This window comes from uncultured Ruminococcus sp. (assembly GCF_947301925.1).
GTDB lineage: Bacteria > Bacillota > Clostridia > Oscillospirales > Ruminococcaceae > Ruminococcus.
This window is the reverse complement of sequence record NZ_CAMYUE010000001.1, coordinates 201409-217584: the sequence shown is the minus strand read 5'-3', so window position 1 is coordinate 217584 and position 16176 is coordinate 201409. Positions and strand designations below refer to the sequence as shown.

15 protein-coding genes and 1 other RNA gene are annotated in these 16176 nt (G+C 42.9%); 7 read left to right on the top strand and 9 right to left on the bottom strand.

Annotation, left to right across the window (positions count from 1 at the left end; translation table 11 throughout):
- Positions 1-4 precede the first annotated feature (4 nt).
- A complete protein-coding gene (locus Q0Y65_RS00990; protein WP_297955704.1) occupies positions 5-208 on the bottom strand; it encodes a DUF896 domain-containing protein in 204 nt (67 codons plus the stop codon).
- Between the two features lie 129 nt (positions 209-337).
- Between Q0Y65_RS00990 and fabG the strand changes: the two genes are divergently transcribed.
- The 4 genes from fabG (at position 338) to Q0Y65_RS00970 (ending at position 4173) form a co-directional block, all read left to right on the top strand.
- A complete protein-coding gene (gene fabG / locus Q0Y65_RS00985) occupies positions 338-1042 on the top strand; it encodes an elongation factor P 5-aminopentanone reductase (RefSeq protein WP_297955701.1) in 705 nt (234 codons plus the stop codon).
- A gap of 12 nt (positions 1043-1054) precedes the next feature.
- Positions 1055-1639, top strand: coding sequence for an HD domain-containing protein (locus Q0Y65_RS00980; RefSeq protein WP_297955698.1), 585 nt, complete (start codon positions 1055-1057; stop codon positions 1637-1639).
- A 194-nt stretch (positions 1640-1833) separates the two neighbouring features.
- Positions 1834-3771 carry an LTA synthase family protein gene (locus Q0Y65_RS00975; protein ID WP_297955696.1) on the top strand — a complete coding sequence of 646 codons (1938 nt, stop codon included), beginning with the start codon at positions 1834-1836 and terminating at the stop codon, positions 3769-3771.
- Positions 3772-3783: 12 nt separating this feature from the next.
- A complete protein-coding gene (locus Q0Y65_RS00970; RefSeq protein WP_297955693.1) occupies positions 3784-4173 on the top strand; it encodes a thioesterase family protein in 390 nt (129 codons plus the stop codon).
- 93 nt (positions 4174-4266) lie between these two features.
- On the opposite strand, the gene nrdG is transcribed toward Q0Y65_RS00970, so the two are convergent.
- The 3 genes from nrdG to Q0Y65_RS00955 all read right to left on the bottom strand — a co-directional run bounded on the left by nrdG (position 4267) and on the right by Q0Y65_RS00955 (position 8196).
- Complete coding sequence (gene nrdG / locus Q0Y65_RS00965; protein WP_297955690.1) at positions 4267-4767, bottom strand: anaerobic ribonucleoside-triphosphate reductase activating protein; 501 nt, start codon at positions 4765-4767, stop codon at positions 4267-4269.
- A gap of 13 nt (positions 4768-4780) precedes the next feature.
- On the bottom strand, positions 4781-7099 hold the full coding sequence (locus Q0Y65_RS00960; protein ID WP_297955687.1) for an anaerobic ribonucleoside triphosphate reductase: 2319 nt from the start codon (positions 7097-7099) through the stop codon (positions 4781-4783).
- Between the two features lie 248 nt (positions 7100-7347).
- A complete protein-coding gene (locus Q0Y65_RS00955; protein ID WP_297955684.1) occupies positions 7348-8196 on the bottom strand; it encodes a hypothetical protein in 849 nt (282 codons plus the stop codon).
- Positions 8197-9217: 1021 nt separating this feature from the next.
- Between Q0Y65_RS00955 and Q0Y65_RS00950 the strand changes: the two genes are divergently transcribed.
- Positions 9218-10651, top strand: coding sequence for a S1C family serine protease (locus Q0Y65_RS00950; protein WP_297955680.1), 1434 nt, complete (start codon positions 9218-9220; stop codon positions 10649-10651).
- A 61-nt stretch (positions 10652-10712) separates the two neighbouring features.
- Here Q0Y65_RS00950 and ssrS read toward each other — a convergent pair.
- A non-coding RNA gene (gene ssrS / locus Q0Y65_RS00945) (6S RNA) lies at positions 10713-10897 on the bottom strand.
- A gap of 80 nt (positions 10898-10977) precedes the next feature.
- Positions 10978-11268, bottom strand: a complete 291-nt coding sequence (locus Q0Y65_RS00940) for a DUF1292 domain-containing protein (protein ID WP_297955677.1) — start codon at positions 11266-11268, stop codon at positions 10978-10980.
- Between the two features lie 190 nt (positions 11269-11458).
- Here Q0Y65_RS00940 and Q0Y65_RS00935 point away from each other — a divergent pair, with 190 nt between their 5' ends.
- Together Q0Y65_RS00935 and pyrE are read left to right on the top strand one after the other, a co-directional pair.
- Positions 11459-11809, top strand: a complete 351-nt coding sequence (locus Q0Y65_RS00935; RefSeq protein ID WP_297955674.1) for a zinc-ribbon domain-containing protein — start codon at positions 11459-11461, stop codon at positions 11807-11809.
- 53 nt (positions 11810-11862) lie between these two features.
- Positions 11863-12516 carry an orotate phosphoribosyltransferase gene (pyrE, locus tag Q0Y65_RS00930; RefSeq protein ID WP_297955670.1) on the top strand — a complete coding sequence of 218 codons (654 nt, stop codon included), beginning with the start codon at positions 11863-11865 and terminating at the stop codon, positions 12514-12516.
- A gap of 76 nt (positions 12517-12592) precedes the next feature.
- On the opposite strand, the gene Q0Y65_RS00925 is transcribed toward pyrE, so the two are convergent.
- The 3 genes from Q0Y65_RS00925 to Q0Y65_RS00915 form a co-directional block, all read right to left on the bottom strand.
- The gene (locus tag Q0Y65_RS00925; RefSeq protein ID WP_297955667.1) at positions 12593-13804 is read right to left on the bottom strand and encodes a permease; all 1212 of its coding nucleotides are present in this window, start codon (positions 13802-13804) and stop codon (positions 12593-12595) included.
- Positions 13805-13867: 63 nt separating this feature from the next.
- Positions 13868-15469 carry an FAD-dependent oxidoreductase gene (locus Q0Y65_RS00920; RefSeq protein ID WP_297955665.1) on the bottom strand — a complete coding sequence of 534 codons (1602 nt, stop codon included), beginning with the start codon at positions 15467-15469 and terminating at the stop codon, positions 13868-13870.
- Positions 15470-15481: 12 nt separating this feature from the next.
- Positions 15482-16165, bottom strand: a complete 684-nt coding sequence (locus tag Q0Y65_RS00915) for a 4Fe-4S dicluster domain-containing protein (RefSeq protein ID WP_297955663.1) — start codon at positions 16163-16165, stop codon at positions 15482-15484.
- Between the last annotated feature and the right edge of the window lie 11 nt (positions 16166-16176).

The window sequence follows — 16176 nt, the reverse complement described above, 5'->3', positions numbered from 1 at the left end:
GCTTTCACCTTCCTTTGCCAACTTTATGCTTTTTGCCATCAGGAGTAATGATGTATGTATTTTCAAGCTGTGAAGCAAGATTGCCTGTAACAGCCCTTCTGTATTCGTTGCGGAGCTCTGTCTGCTCTGCTTTTTCCGCTTCGGTAAGCCCTTCGGCTTTTGATTTTCTCGCGAGCTCGTTTATACGATCGATTTTTTTCTGTTCCATTTTAAACACTCCCTATCAATATATTTTATATTGTAACATGAATCATGTTTAATTTCAAGTGTCATACTGGATTTTTGCGGCAATATGTGATATAATTAATAAACAAACACATACATAAGGGGGAAAATCATGAAAACAGCACTAATAACAGGCGGCGCCGGAGGCATAGGAGAAGCTATATGCAGGCGCCTTGCATCTGACGGTTATCATATAATAATAAATTATGCTCATTCAAAAGATAAAGCCGAGGCTATAGCTTCCGAAACAGGCGGAGAAGCTCTATGCTTTGATGTTTCCGACGAAGAACAGGTATCGGCTGCTATAGCCTCCATCGGCAGTATCGATCTGTTGATAAATAATGCAGGCATTTCCGAAATAGGTCTGTTCACAGGCATTTCAAACCTCAAAGCAAGAAATATCCTCGATATCAATCTGAGAGGTACAATGAACTGTGCAAGAGCTGTACTTCCGGCTATGATAAGAGCGAAAAGCGGAAACATAATCAATATTTCGTCAATGTGGGGACAGTGCGGAGCATCCTGTGAAGTAGATTATTCCGCCTCAAAAGCAGGAGTTATCGGCTTCACCAAAGCTCTCGCCAAGGAAGTTGCACCGTCGGGAATAAGAGTTAACTGTGTGTCTCCCGGTTTTATAATGACGGAAATGAACAGCAGATTTTCTGCTGATGACCTCGAGCTCATCAAGCAGGATATACCGCTCGGAATATTCGGAAAGCCTCGCCACATTGCTGATGCGGTTGCGTTTCTTGCTTCTGATAAGTCAGAATATATAACAGGCCAGATACTTGCTGTAAACGGCGGAATGGTAATTTAAGGAGGCAGTATAATGAACGATCGACTGAAAAAACAGCTTGACTTCTTCATTGAACTGGATAAAATGAAAAACCTGTATCGTCAGACATATATCCTGCATGAGAACAGGAAGGAGAACGACGCCGAACACAGCTGGCATATTGCTGTAACAGCTTTCCTTTTCGCTGAATACGCAAATAAAGCATTGGATATAAACAAAGTCGTGAAAATGCTTCTGCTGCATGACGTTGTTGAGATCGACGCTGGCGATACATATTGCTATGACGCCGCGGGCAATTCAACAAAATCAGAACGGGAAGAAAAAGCAGCAGAACGTCTTTTCGGACTGCTTCCTGATGACCAGAAGAAAGAGTTTTATGGATTATGGCGCGAATTTGAGGACAGCCGCACCGATGAAGCAAGGTTTGCAGCAATGATAGACAGGATACAGCCGCTTCTGCTCAATTATACAAAAGACGGTATCTCATGGAAGGAACACGATGTATACAAAGATCAGGTACTCGGGCGAAACACTGACTACTTCAAAGAGTCTGATGAACTCGCAAACCTTATAACAACAGTAATAAACGACGCAGCTGAAAAAGGCTGGCTGAAATAGTCAACCGTCAAAATGCACAAATAATATAGTCATAAGCAGTGCACTGTTACCAAAGCGCCGAATTTCATGAACAAATGATGATAATTCACGCGAAATATTGAACTTTGCCCCGCATTATGCTATATTAATAAGTAATAAGTCAGATAACAACACATTTACATAAATACAAATACTATTAAGAAGGATGATGACAAATGATAAAAAAATCCACAGTGATCAAAACAAATACAGCTGCTGAAACTGCGGATACAACTATGAAGGACGTTAAAGATCCTATAGAAGCCGCTATAGAACCCGCTTCACCCAAAAAGACAAGGTTCCCCAGATTAAAGAAATTCAACGAGAAAAGAGAACTCAATACCGAGAAACACAAAAAACTCAACGTGTTTCTGATGATGATCTTTCCGGTCTTTATTTGCAGCATGGCAGAGATCACTCAATCCAAGCATTTTTCATCTTATTTCAGCTTCTGGACCGTAAGACCTACCGTACTGATATTTGATATTATTCTTACATCGGTCATTTTTCTTTTCTTACTCGGTATATTCAGAAAAGGCTGGATCGCAATGGCGGTTCACAGCTTCATATTCATGGCGCTGAGCACCACTGAGCTTTTCAAATTCGGTACTAACGGAAATCATCTTATCCTTTCGGATATGAAGCTTGTCAAAAGCGTCAAGAGCCTCACATCGTTTGCATATATCAAGATCACACCGCAGCTCATACTGTATTACATTATAGTTATAGCATTTGTACTGCTTGCTATGTACTTTAATCCCAAGCTGAAGGCCACTCCCCTGAAGCGTATAACGTTATCCTGCGCCTGTGTTCTTCCTGTTGCAGCATTGATCGTTCTCCCCGGATTCTACAATCCTGTTTACAAGACCTTCAAACTTGATACTACTAATGCAACAAATACATTTATTCTCAATGAAAAATTTGATAAGAACCATTTCCTTGCTTTTCTTATCCAGACAGCAACCGAAAGCTATTCAAACAGGCTTGTTGTTCCGGAGGGGTACAGCGAAGAATACATAGACCAGCTGATGAATATCCCCGTTGACACCGACGAGGACTTCAACGGCGGCAAAAAACCTAACGTAATAGTTGTAATGAGCGAATCCTACGCTGATTTCCGTGCGTTCGACCAGCTTGATATCGGCAAGGACTGCTACAAGTACTTCGATAAGGCTATTTCCGAGGGAAAAGGCGGTATCGCCATAACTCCTACATATGCAAGCTGGACGGTACGTTCTGAATTTGAGCTTCTTTTCGGTCTCCCCGTAAGAGGAATAAATACCCCAAATATGCCGCAGCGTGAGCTTGCAGACCGTGAACAGCCTGCACTTGCACAGTACTATAAGAGCTGGGGGTACCAGACGGTATATGTACACCCTTTCCAGAGCGGTTTTTACAGCCGTGCCAAGATCTACGGTCATTTCGGCTTTGAAAAGATGATCTATCACGACGATCAGGACGGAATCACGGATTTCACTGTTCCGATAAAGCATTTCGGTACATATGTTGACGATTCGACTGTTTTTGATCAGATCATCTATGAGATCCAGAATACAGATAAGCCTATATATCTGCACACGACTACTATGCAGAATCACCAGCCATATAATCAGGGCGAGGATCCCAACGATGAATTCGGAAACTATCTTACATGGATAAGTCACACGAACGACGGTCTGAAGAGATTCCTTGAAGAGCTTAAAGATATAGATGAACCTACTCTTGTTTTCTTTGTAGGCGACCACTTCCCTTCTCTCCGCGGCGAAACCAGCGTATACAATCAGCTCGGTCTCACGGGAGAAAGCTGCAGCCCTCTCTATCAGCAGAAGTATTTCTTCTGGAGCAATTATGATGCCGATTTCTCATATATCCCCGATGAGGAGATTTCATTCTTCTATATGCCTTATGTTATACTCAATATTATTGACGCTCCGAGAGACGCCTTCATTGAGAAGATGAACGGCTTCATGGATACACTTCCTGTGTATTCCTCTGAGTATGACAGTGATATTCCGAGAAACGAGGAGCTTGACATAATTACTATCGACCGAGTTGTTATGGAGGAGTATTCGCCTTCTCCTATCCCTGACGAAGAACTATCAACGCATAACTAAAGGAGATATATAATGAAAGAGTTTTCCATAGGAGCCACAGGTACGTCTGAGCTTACCGTTTCGGATAAAGATCTTGCTGTAAATGTGGGCAGCGGCAGTCTTGAAGTACTTGCTACACCGGTCATGATAATGCTCATGGAGAAAGCAGCGTGCAGCTGTATCTCCGATATTCTCGGAAGTGACGAAACAACAGTGGGCACAGAAATGAATGTCAGGCATATTTCTGCTACCCCAAAGAACATGAAAGTTTGCGCAGAAGCCGAACTTCTGGAGGTAAACGGACGTGAATTTGTTTTTTCGGTAAAAGCATATGACGAAGCCGGAGATATCGGTGAAGGTATACATAAGCGTTTTCTTGTAAACGGCGATAAATTTACAGCCAAGACTTATTCAAAACTGTAAGAACGTAATTCATTGATTAAGATTTTTATACGTATCGGATCGTATAAACTAAAGAAAAAACCCGAAAGCCTTTATAATGCTTTCGGGTTTTTATTATGGTTCGGTTTCTATCACATGTCCTTCTGCCAGACTTTTACGGCAGTCGATATAGCGCTGGTTGGAGCTGCCCCGGAATTTGATCTCCCAATCCTTCTGTTCAAGGATAAAGGGACCGTCAATAAGTATATCCGATATCTCGAGGAGTTCCTGCCAGTGGTCTTTCATACGGCTTTCATATAGCTGCTCAAATGTATAGCCCGTATATGTTACAATGTTGAGCCCAAGCTTTTTTATCTCATTGCCAAGAACCGCAAGCGCTTCTGCCTGACAGAAAGGCTCTCCGCCGCTGAACGTCACGCCGTCCAATAGCGGATTGCTTCTGATCTTTTCAAGCAGCTCATCGGTAGTAGTAAGAGTGCCGCCGCTGAAATCATGTGTCTGTGGATTGTGGCAGCCCTTGCAATTATGAGGGCAGCCCTGCACAAATATCGTGAATCGTATTCCGGGACCGTCAACTATTGAATCGTTGACGGTTCCCGCAATTCTGAGTTCCATTATATCACCTTGATCATACGTCGTGCTTTACACGATCATGTTCTTCGGCGCGTTTGCCGTTGTTGAAACGATCGAGAGTACCTACCAGATAGCCTGTGATACGTCTGATCCTGTCAAAAGCAACATTGTCTGAATGTTCCTTTCTGCCGCAGCACGGACAGGTCTCGCCGATTATACCGGTATATCCGCAGCAGGGATCACGGTCAACAGGATGGTTGATAGCTCCGTAGCCTATTCCGGATTCCTTCATACAGCGTACTATCTTCTCAAAGGCGCTGAGATTTTCAAGGGGATCGCCATCAAGCTCGATATAGCTGATGTGACCTGCATTTGTAAGCTCATGATACGGAGCTTCGATCTTTATCTTTTCAAACGCGCTGATAGGATAGTAAACAGGAACGTGGAAAGAGTTTGTATAATAGTCTCTGTCTGTAACGCCTTCGATTATACCGTATTTCTTGGCATCCATACGAACAAATCTGCCTGAAAGTCCCTCGGCAGGTGTTGCCAGAAGTGAGAAGTTAAGACCGGTTCTCTTTGACTCCTCGTCAAGACGCTTTCTCATGGCTGTAACGATCTCAAGACCAAGCTCACGAGCTTCTTCGCTTTCACCGTGATGAGTGCCTATGAGAGCTTTAAGAGTTTCTGCAAGTCCGATAAAGCCAACGGAAAGTGTACCGTGCTTGAGGACCTCTCCGACTGTATCATCGGGAGAAAGCTTATCGGAGTCTATCCATATTCCCTGTCCCATGAGGAAAGGATAGTTTCTTACACGCTTCTGCGACTGGATATTGAAGCGGTGCATAAGCTGATCTATGACAAGCTCCATTTTTTCCTCGAGAAGCTCAAAGAAAAGACCTACATTATGATCTGCCTTTATAGCAAGTCTCGGAAGATTTATAGATGTGAAGCTGAGGTTGCCTCTGCCGGTAACGATCTCTCTTGAGGGATCGTAGTTGTTTCCTATAACTCGAGTACGGCAGCCCATATAAGCTATCTCCGTATCAGGATTGCCCTCCTTATAATACTGGAGATTGTAGGGTGCGTCGATAAACGAGAAATTCGGGAAAAGCCGCTTTGCCGAAACACGGCAGGCAAGCTTGAACAGATCGTAGTTGGGATCGGTAGGATTGTAATTGATACCGTCCTTGATCTTGAAGATATGTATCGGGAAGATAGGAGTCTCGCCGTTACCGAGACCTGCCTCCTGTGCGAGAAGAACGTTCTTGATGACCATTCTTCCTTCAGGTGAAGTATCTGTACCGTAATTTATAGAGCTGAACGGAGTCTGTGCACCTGCTCGGCTGTTCATGGTATTGAGATTGTGGATAAGAGCCTCCATAGCCTGATAAGTAGCTCTGTCTGTTTCCTTCTCAGCATTTCTTGTGGCGAAAGACTGGATCTTTTCAGCAGTTTCCTTATCTGTATACTTCTGAAGCAGCTCAAGTTCCTTTTCTCCGTAACCGTTGTCATTAGCAAGAACAGGCTTGAGACCGTAGTTTTCGTATATTTCTTTCTTTATTCCGTCCATTACCTCAAATTCGTTTTCAACTCCGCCTATAAGTGAAAGAGCTCTTGCCACATTCTGTGTATATCTTGCAGCATAGGTCTTCTTTACACCTTCAGCCATAGCGTAGTCGAAAGTAGGTACGCTCTGACCGCCGTGCTGATCATTCTGGTTGGACTGGATAGCGATACAGGCAAGCGCAGAATAGCTTGCTATATCGTTAGGCTCTCTGAGGAAGCCGTGTCCAGTTGAGAAGCCGTTTGTGAAGAGCTTCTTGAGATCGATCTGTGTACAGGTTGTCGTAAGAGTGTAGAAATCGAGGTCGTGGATATGTATATCGCCCTCTCTGTGAGCTTTTGCGTGCGCAGGCTCAAGGACGTACATCTCATAGTATTCCTTGGCGGAAACCGAGCCGTATTTAAGCATGGTTCCCATGGCGGTATCGCCGTCTATATTAGCGTTTTCACGCTTTATATCACTGTCTTTTGCAGGACTGAAGGTAAGCTCGTTGAGTACGCACATCAGATTGGTTTTCATCTCACGCGAGCGTGTACGCTCATAGCGATAGAGAATATAAGCCTTTGCTGTTTTAGCGTGGCCCTTCTCGATAAGAACCTTCTCAACGAGATCCTGTATCTCCTCAACAGTGGGAGTCTTTCCCGGGTTCTGTTCCTCATAAAGTCTGCAAACTTCAACGGCAACGTCCATTGCCACATTGAAATCAGTGCCCCCCCGAGCCTGAGCAGCCTTGAAGATAGCGTTTGCTATCTTCTCTATATTAAAAGGAACTTTTCGTCCGTCTCTTTTAATAATATGAATTAGCATTTCTTTATCATACCTCCAAACACAATATATAGTATCTGTCTTTCAATTGCTCTAATCTATAGTATAAAACATTAGAGAGCTCTTGTCAATGTGAAGTATGTACAATGAACGAGGAGAAACATGCTATATAATTGTGATTAATGTGCATAAAACATTTATAAAAATTGATTTTTGCGATATTTCGCCGTTTAAAAGGGGTCTACAAAATGTAAACAGCCGACCACTATATATAGTGGTCAGCCTGAAAATTATACAGTATGACAAAGTATGTAATCGGCTATTGTTTTGTATGCAGATTCAGTCAGAGAACCCGTTTCCGCAGAGCGGAAATCTTCGGAAAGTTTTCCGTCAACACCTTTAAGAGCTGTGTTAGTATCGATACAGTATACATCATTTGTATTTGCGATCGTAAGCAGCTTTGTATTGAATTCGTTTATCTTACTGTTATTGACAACAGGATCATCATCACGAACAGGCGGAAGCTGCATTATATATATATCAGAATTAGGAAGATATCCCCTTACATTTTTTATAAATCCTGTATAGCTGGATATCATATCATCGACGGATGAGGTGCCGATATCACTGCCAAGCATCACATAAACCTTTTCCGGCTTTTTTATCTGAATGATCTCATAGGCGGTCTTATCACCATATGATGAAGTGATGGTAACTGCATTACAGCCTATAGCGGTAAGCTCGGCGCTTCCTATGACGTCCTTGAGCTCAGAGTATTTTGCCATATCGAGCAAAGTCGTATCAGTCACAAGGCAGCATTCACTGAGATAGGAAGGATCCTTCGGGTCTGACTGTGATATGGGGTTTGTCAGTGAAGGCTTATTGTCTTGCTCATGTCCGTCGCCGACGTCTGTATTATTACCTTCCGATGCAGACTTGCCGCTTTTTTCCTCAACAACTACCTTTTCAAACTCTTCCGAGAAGAAATCCTCATTATAATTTGCTGCCACCATATATAATACGAAACAGGTCGCAAACGAAAGAACAAAAATAAGCAGAAGTCCCCATATACTGAAACGGACCTTCGGCCTTACTCTCTTTTTATTTGAGATCCTTCTTATGCTTTTCTTTTTTGACATATTTTCTCCTGACTCCTAAAGAGCCGCCGTATTACGGTATACGGCATACCGAAATAAGCCGAAACGGCATACAAATATATTATACCCCTTTTTTATGCTTTTTGCAAGAGTTTTCATTGATTTTTCAGACTATCTCATTTTCAATCCATATAATACAGCATAATATACAATCAGGCGTAAACGCCTTTGTTATATACGCCGAATTACACTAAATATATGTGAATGTTTAGAGAAATCTATTGACAATGCACACATTATGTGGTAATATATAATCAAGGAAAAGGAGAGCTCAACAGAGTCCTCCAAGCTATATTTACTTGGACTGAGGCAATGCCTCAATGTAAATGATTTTATGCGGAAGGGAGAGTGAGTCCAATGGAAGGAAACTTTGTACAGCATCTTGAAGCCGGCGGGCTTGCTGAGTAATCGGATAATAGTTTGCGGGAATATAGGCTTAGCGCTTGTTCCATTGATGAAAGCTCAAAAAAGCTTAAATACCTGATTATAAGGCTGACGCATTGCTGATCTGAACGGCTTCATGTCAAAACTTCAAGGATACAGAGTTATCTGAAATTTCGACAATAAGTCTTTAGATATATTGCGAAAAATCTTAAGTAAAGGTTGAGTCCAATGAGAATTTAGGTTATTACTTTATGAACTTGCATGATGTTCGGATCAGGAAAATGATACCGAATAAATACATCTTTATAGGTGATTCCGATGGAGAATTTTTACATTGCTTGATTACTTTATTTAAAGGAATGATGTACGATGAAAATGAGGTACACATTTAAAATCTGATCCGAAAGGGTGAGTCCAAAGGGTAATTTAGCCAAGCGATGAAAGTCGCTTAAATTAAAATTGAATAGTGATGTTATAGCCCCGACATGTGTCGGGGCTTTGTTTTATGAAATATATATATAATTAATATGTATATCATCTTTCCCTATGCTATCATATAATTATCACATAAATGCTTATAATATATTATAATGAGTAAATATGTGAAAGGACGAGCAGTATGTCAGATAATTACAATGATAATGACTTTTTTCATTCCGATCACGGACACGAAGTAAGATCTGATCGTTACGATGATATCAGTTCACCGTTAAAAAACGAAACACGCTACGACGAAGGTTCATACACCTATACTTCCGAAAACTCCTCAAAAACAAATAATAAGAAAAAGTCACATTTCGTTTTGAAATGCATTGCTGCGGTACTTGCTCTTGCAATACTTGGTACTGGTACAGTTCAGGTATATAAGTTCCTGAATGATACAAAGGATGAACTGGCGGAATTCTCTGGCAAACCTTCCAAGGCTGTTATAAATCCCGAAGCAACAGCGGCCGATAAGAACGAAGAACCTCTCCCGAGCCTTATCGACCTTGCTTCACGTTCCGATGCTAAACAGATCCCTGATATCGTTGATTCTATAATGCCTTCTGTTGTTGGAGTCGCTTCCACTTTTGAGTTTGAGCAGCAGCAGTCGTTCAGTATCTGGGGATGGAACACCATGCCTCAGACTCAGCAGCTCAGAGGCACGGGTACAGGCTTTATCATATCGGATGACGGATATATAGTTACAAATGCACACGTTATTTATGACGAAGAATATAATGCGGGTGAAGCAATCGAAGTATCTGTTCTTTTCAGCGATGAGACCGAACACGAAGCAAATATCGTTGCCTATGATCCTGAAACAGATATCGCAGTATTAAAAGTTGACGAAACAGGCCTTAAACCTGCTGTGATCGGTGACAGCGACGAATTAAGAGTCGGTGAGCTTGTTATAGCTGTCGGAAATCCTCTGGGATTCGATCTTTTTGGTACAGTTACCTGCGGAATAGTCTCCGCACTCAACAGAAAGATCGATATCAATGAAAAGAATATCGACCTGATACAGACAGACGCCGCCATAAACAGCGGAAACTCAGGCGGTCCCCTGCTCAATAGCTGCGGACAGGTCATAGGTATAAACTCTGCAAAGATGTCTTCAAGCTACAGTAGCAACATCGCCAGCGTAGAAGGACTTTGCTTTGCTATTCCGATGAAAGAAGCCAAAAAGATAATAGATGATCTTATCAATTTCCGTTATGTCACGGGACGGCCTCAGATCGGCATAAACACCAATGATATCAACGAAGCGCAGTCCAGATATTACAGTATCCCTGTTGGTGTATGTATCCTTACTGTTCAGGAAGGAAGCGCGGCCGATGTAGCAGGTCTCGAAGTCGGTGATATAATAATCGACATAGAAGGACAACCTGTTTCAACTGCTCAGGAGCTTAATGAGGTAAAGAATAAATACAAAGCAGGCGATGAAATAACGCTTACGATAGTAAGAAATAATAAGGATTTAAAAGTAAGAGTAATTCTACAGGAAAAGAAATACATCACAGGCGGCAAAAACGCTCCGTTCAGTGATGACTCAAAAGTTTCGGAAAACTGAGAAAATGCTAAACCTCCCGAAAACAGATCATGCTTTCGGGAGGTTTATTTGCATTTTTGTAAAAAAATCCGCCTTGCCGTCATATAGTGCATAAAACCCGCACGAAGCAGGTGGGTAAACGCCCTTATGCTTCTCGCTCCCTTCTTCCGCAGGGCGGGAGGTCTGCAGTCCACATACGGAGTCGAATTCCCTTGGATTATGTGTTGGATTATAAAAACTATAATTACCCGAACAAGGCAGAATTTATTCTTTCTATATGTATTATAGCATATACATTTCAAAAAATCAATAGCAATTCTATGTAAAATTATTAAAAATCGGTAAAATCATTCCTCAAGAGCGTCCTGAAGTCTCTCCATAAAGAATTTTGATACCGTTTCAAATTCGTCGTCATCATCGATTGAAGCCAGCAGCTCTTCCCCGTCCTCTTCTATCGACTTTAATATAACAAGCTCACAGTCAGAATTCAGGAAATCATCATCCTCTACAGCAGGAAGCATTGCAAAATACTGTTCACCGTTTATTTCAGCAGCATCAAAGAGCTCAAACTGCTTCTTGTTTCCGTCCTCATCTATAAGTTCAAAAAGGTCCGGTGTGTACTCGTTCATTTCAGACATAAATGTTTCTCCAATCCGGCATAAGCCTCTTTATGAATATATTATACACTAATCAGCGGCAAAAATCAAGTGGTAATTCAAGGATGCCTTTATACGGTTATTATGTTTTTTTGTTTTTTCTTGCCATAGTCTCTTGAATTATTCTGAAAAATAGACTATAATAATACTATAGCATTTAGGAGGGATAATTATGATCCATTGCGGCAAACAAATGCTCAGAGGCTTCTTCAAGATAGAAAAACGCGGAATCCCTACCAAGGGCTCGTCTCTCGTTTATCCCGTTTCCACATTCTACGACGGCGATGAAATGCTTTGTGAAGTTCCCGTAGATACCACACTGGGCTATTATTGTTCTGAATGCGGTATGCTCATTGGCGTATTCCCTGTCACCCACCCTACGGGATTTGCCGGAAAATTCAAACAGGACATAGACGACAGTATCGATATTCTTCCTAAAAAGATTTGTCCCGAATGCGGCGCAGAAATAGACCTCGACTACCCAAGGTGTCCTTTCTGCGGTCATGTATATGAAGCTATTTAATGATTATGACCTGCAATGCAGGAGGTAATAAATACATAACGGAGGTTATAAAAATGACTTACAAGGAAAGTTTTATAAAGTTTATGGTTGACTGCGGCGTGCTTACGTTTGGTGAGTTCACATTAAAAAGCGGACGTAAAGCTCCCTATTTCATCAACTGCGGAAACTATAAGACAGGTGCACAGCTTGCAAAGCTCGGTGAATACTACGCTAAATGTATAAAAGCGAATAATATCCCCGTGGATACTCTTTTCGGACCTGCTTACAAGGGTATCCCCCTTGCAGTATCAGCTGTAGTAGCTCTCAGCAATAAATTCGGTATTGATGTATCCTATTGCTTCGACAGAAAGGAAGCAAAGGATCACGGCGAAGGCGGTATGTTCGTTGGAAAAACTCTTGTTGACGGAGAGAAAGTCGTTATCATTGATGATGTTATGACATCGGGCAAAGCGCTCAGAGAGTCCATGCCCAAGCTTATGACTGCGGCAGATGTAAATGTTACCGGTATGGTCATAACAGTCGATCGTATGGAAAAAGGTACAGGAGAGCTTTCCGCAGTACAGGAAGTAAAACGTGATTTCGGAGTTATCGTTTATCCTATCGTTACAATGGAGGATATTATCGACGCAATCAGGAATGATATCGTTCCCGGCAAGGAATATCTGGATAAGATGCTGGAATACAGAGAAACATACGGAGTTAAGTAATAAACAAAGCCTGAGAACAGCTCTCAGGCTTTTTTATGTATAAAACAAGCGTCTCCACAGCGGAGACGCTTTATTTTTATTTGAAAAGTATTATGAGGAACTGTGAAACAAGAACTACGGATATCAGTGCTACAGGATATGTTGCCGCATAAGCAGACGCAACATTCTCTGTTCCTGCAGTACTGATAAGTGTACCGAGAGCAGGTGTGGAAGTCATTCCGCCTGTTATTGAGCCGAGATTGTTTAGCAGACTGAGCTTGAGCACATACTTGGCGAAAAGATAACCGATTATCATAGGAATAACAGTCATTATCATTCCGTATACAAAGTATACAGCATCAAAATACTGCACGAACTTTGCTCCGCCCGAAACTCCCGCACCGATAAGGAAGAACATGAGGCCAAGCTCTCTGAACACCTTCAGCGTAGAATCCTTCGGTGTTACAGACAGCTTTCCGAAATGTCCGAAATGGCCGAATATCAGCGATACAAGCAGACAGCCGCCTGTGGTTGAAAGAGAAAAGTTTCCAAATTTAAAGGAACCGATGATTATTCCTATTGCAGCTGCAAAAGCAAAGGGCATGATACCGAAGCTGTCCATCTCAATAAGCTTATACATTTTCTTTTCCTTAGTCTTTTTAGCAGAAGAAGGTGCAAGAAGCTCTCTCTCCTTTGCCATATCAGCCTTCGTAAGCTTAGGAATTATCTGAACAAACAGAACCACACCTATTACACCGAAAATATATGCTATTGCATAGCCAACCGATACGATACTCTGAAGATGGTCATTTCCCACTGCGTCCTTTGCGGCAGAAAAACCGGGAGTACTTGTAAGAGCCCCCGAGAGTATTCCCGTAAGCATAGCTGTAAACTCTTCTGTGCTCAGGTCGGTAAAGTTTCTGCCTACCATTATACAGCCTGCGCAGGCAAGTCCGCCGCTCAGTATGATAATAATTGCCAGAAGAACATATGACTTGAAGTTTTTCTTGAAGTTTCCGAAGAAATTCGGGCCGGCAATAAAGCCCACAGCCGTAACAAAGAGTATCAGTCCCAGATTATCGACGATCTTCAGAGCATTTCCAACGAAATCGGTATTTATCTCATCCGATAGCTGCTTATAGAAAATGCAGCCGTACAGCAGTGCGACTATAAAAACGCCTGCCGTACCAAGTGAAACGCCTTTTATGGTTATTCTTCCAAGAACATATCCGATAGCCGAAATAGCGATCACCGATATCATAAGGAATGAAACGCCGTGAATAGAGAGAATTCCATTAAACAGATCCATTATTTATCACTTATCTTTCTTATATCATATTTCGGGACGCTTCATGAAAAGCGTCCCTGTTTTTTATTTTTTTCTTGCGTAATGAGGAAGCAGCATAGGTGAAGGAACATCACTTGCAGCTCCGACTGCTTCAAGCTCCTTATTGAACTTATCAATATGAGCAAGTGTAAGTTTAACTGATGAATCCGTCTCCCTGGCCTTTGCTGCTGCATTGATACCAGCATTTCTGCCGAATACGATAACATCAAGCAGTGAATTGCCCATGAGTCGGTTTCTGCCGTGGATACCGCCTGCTACTTCGCCTGCGGCATAAAGATTCTCGACACCTGTTGCACAGTCATCGGCGATATCGAGGCCGCCGTTCTGATAGTGAAGTGTAGGATAAACAAGTATGGGTTCCTTTCTTATATCTATTCCGTACTTGCCGAACATTCTCATCATTGCTGGGATACGCTTCTCTATAGTTCCCTCGCCGTGGATAAGCTCTATCATTGGAGTATCAAGCCATATAGACTTGCCAAGACTTGTGTCTATTCCCTTATTGCGGGCTGTACATTCACGAATGATGGAAGCTGCTGTTACGTCACGGGTCTCGAGAGGATGCATGAATACATCACCGTCTATATTTACGAGCTTGGCACCCAGAGAACGTACCTTTTCGGTTACAAGTGCTCCGAATATCTGCTCGGGATAGCCTGTACCCGTCGGATGATACTGGAGCGTATCAGCATAAAGCAGCTTTGCTCCTACTCGGTAGCCGAGGATAAGTCCGTCAGCGGTAGCTCCGTAATGATTTGATGTTGGGAATCCCTGATAATGGAGCCTTCCTGCGCCGCCTGTAGCGATTATAACGGTCTTTGCTCTTGCAACGAGAAGTTCCTTTGTCTCCATATTCATGAGAACAGCGCCTGCGGCTCTGCCGTTTTCATCAAGGATTATCTCCACAGCAGCTGTGAAATCAACAACGGGGATACCTCTGTTGATGACCTCGTCGCGGAGAGTTCTCATTATCTCAGCACCGGAGTAATCCTTTGCAGCGTGCATTCTCTTGCGGGAAGTACCGCCGCCGTGAGTCGTGACCATTGTACCGTCAGGCTCTTTATCGAACTCCACGCCGAGCTTGTTGAGCCACTGTATTGCCTCGGGCGCCTTTGTTACAAGCTTCTTTACCAACTCAGGCTTAGCAGCAAAATGACCACCGCCGAATGCGTCGAGGAAGTGTATGGCAGGAGAATCATTAGGCTTATCGGCAGCCTGAATGCCGCCCTCAGCCATCATAGTATTGGCATCACCGATACGAAGCTTTGTGACGATCATTGCCTTTACGCCTGCTTCATCTGCTTCGATAGCTGCTGAAGCTCCCGCGCCGCCGCCGCCGATTATAAGCACATCTGTATCATAATCAGGAGATGACAGATCCACGTCATCCGAACTGATACGGCTCTTGCCCTGAAGAAGTGCTGCAAGCTGTGTGGGGACCTTATCTCCCTTGTTAACGCCTGCGGAAAGTACGGTAAATTCGTCCTGCTTGTAATCAGGATGGAAATTAGCCAGAAGCTCGTCCTTTTCTTCAGCAGTCATACGTCTGGGTTCGAGGGCTGCATTTTCAGCTCTTTTGGCTGCAACTACCTTTGCAAGTTCATTAAGCTTTTCAATCTTGTACATCTTCTCTCCCCCTTACTTTTCGATCTCACGATGATTGTACATATCCTTGATCTCGTCAAGATCATCTACAGCCTTGATCATAAGCTCTGCTATCTTTTCATCGTATATACCTTCGTTGATCTCATTGACCCTGTCAGCAAGATGACCGCATTCGGGGGCAATATACTTACCGTTGAGTCGTCTTGCAAGCATTGCGACCTGAGGATGTGAGATACCTGCGGGACAGCGTGATGAACATACTCCGCACATTACGCAGTCAAAGCTCTCCTCTGCGCATTTATCGTACTCGCCTCTCTGAGCGTATGCGATATACTGCATAACATTGAGTTCCTGAGTACAGGCCTTTGTACAGGCATTACAGCCGATACAGCTGTATATCTCGGGATAAAGCTGCATCATGATCTGCTGATCGGGCTTTATCTCCTCGATATTGTATACTCTCTTTTCAAGCGGGAAGAACGGAAGTGTAGCAACATACATTCCCTCCTGGATCTCCGTCTGACAGGCAAGACATCCGTGAAGCTCGGTTTCTCCCTTTATTCTGTATATAGTTGCACAGGCACCGCAGAAACCGTTGCGGCAGCCGCAGCCTCTGACAAGTTCATAACCTGCATATTCCATAGCTGTCATTATTGTAAGACCTGCAGGTACCTGGTATCTCTTGCCGAACAGGTAAACATTCAACATATTATCCATGCGAAATTCTC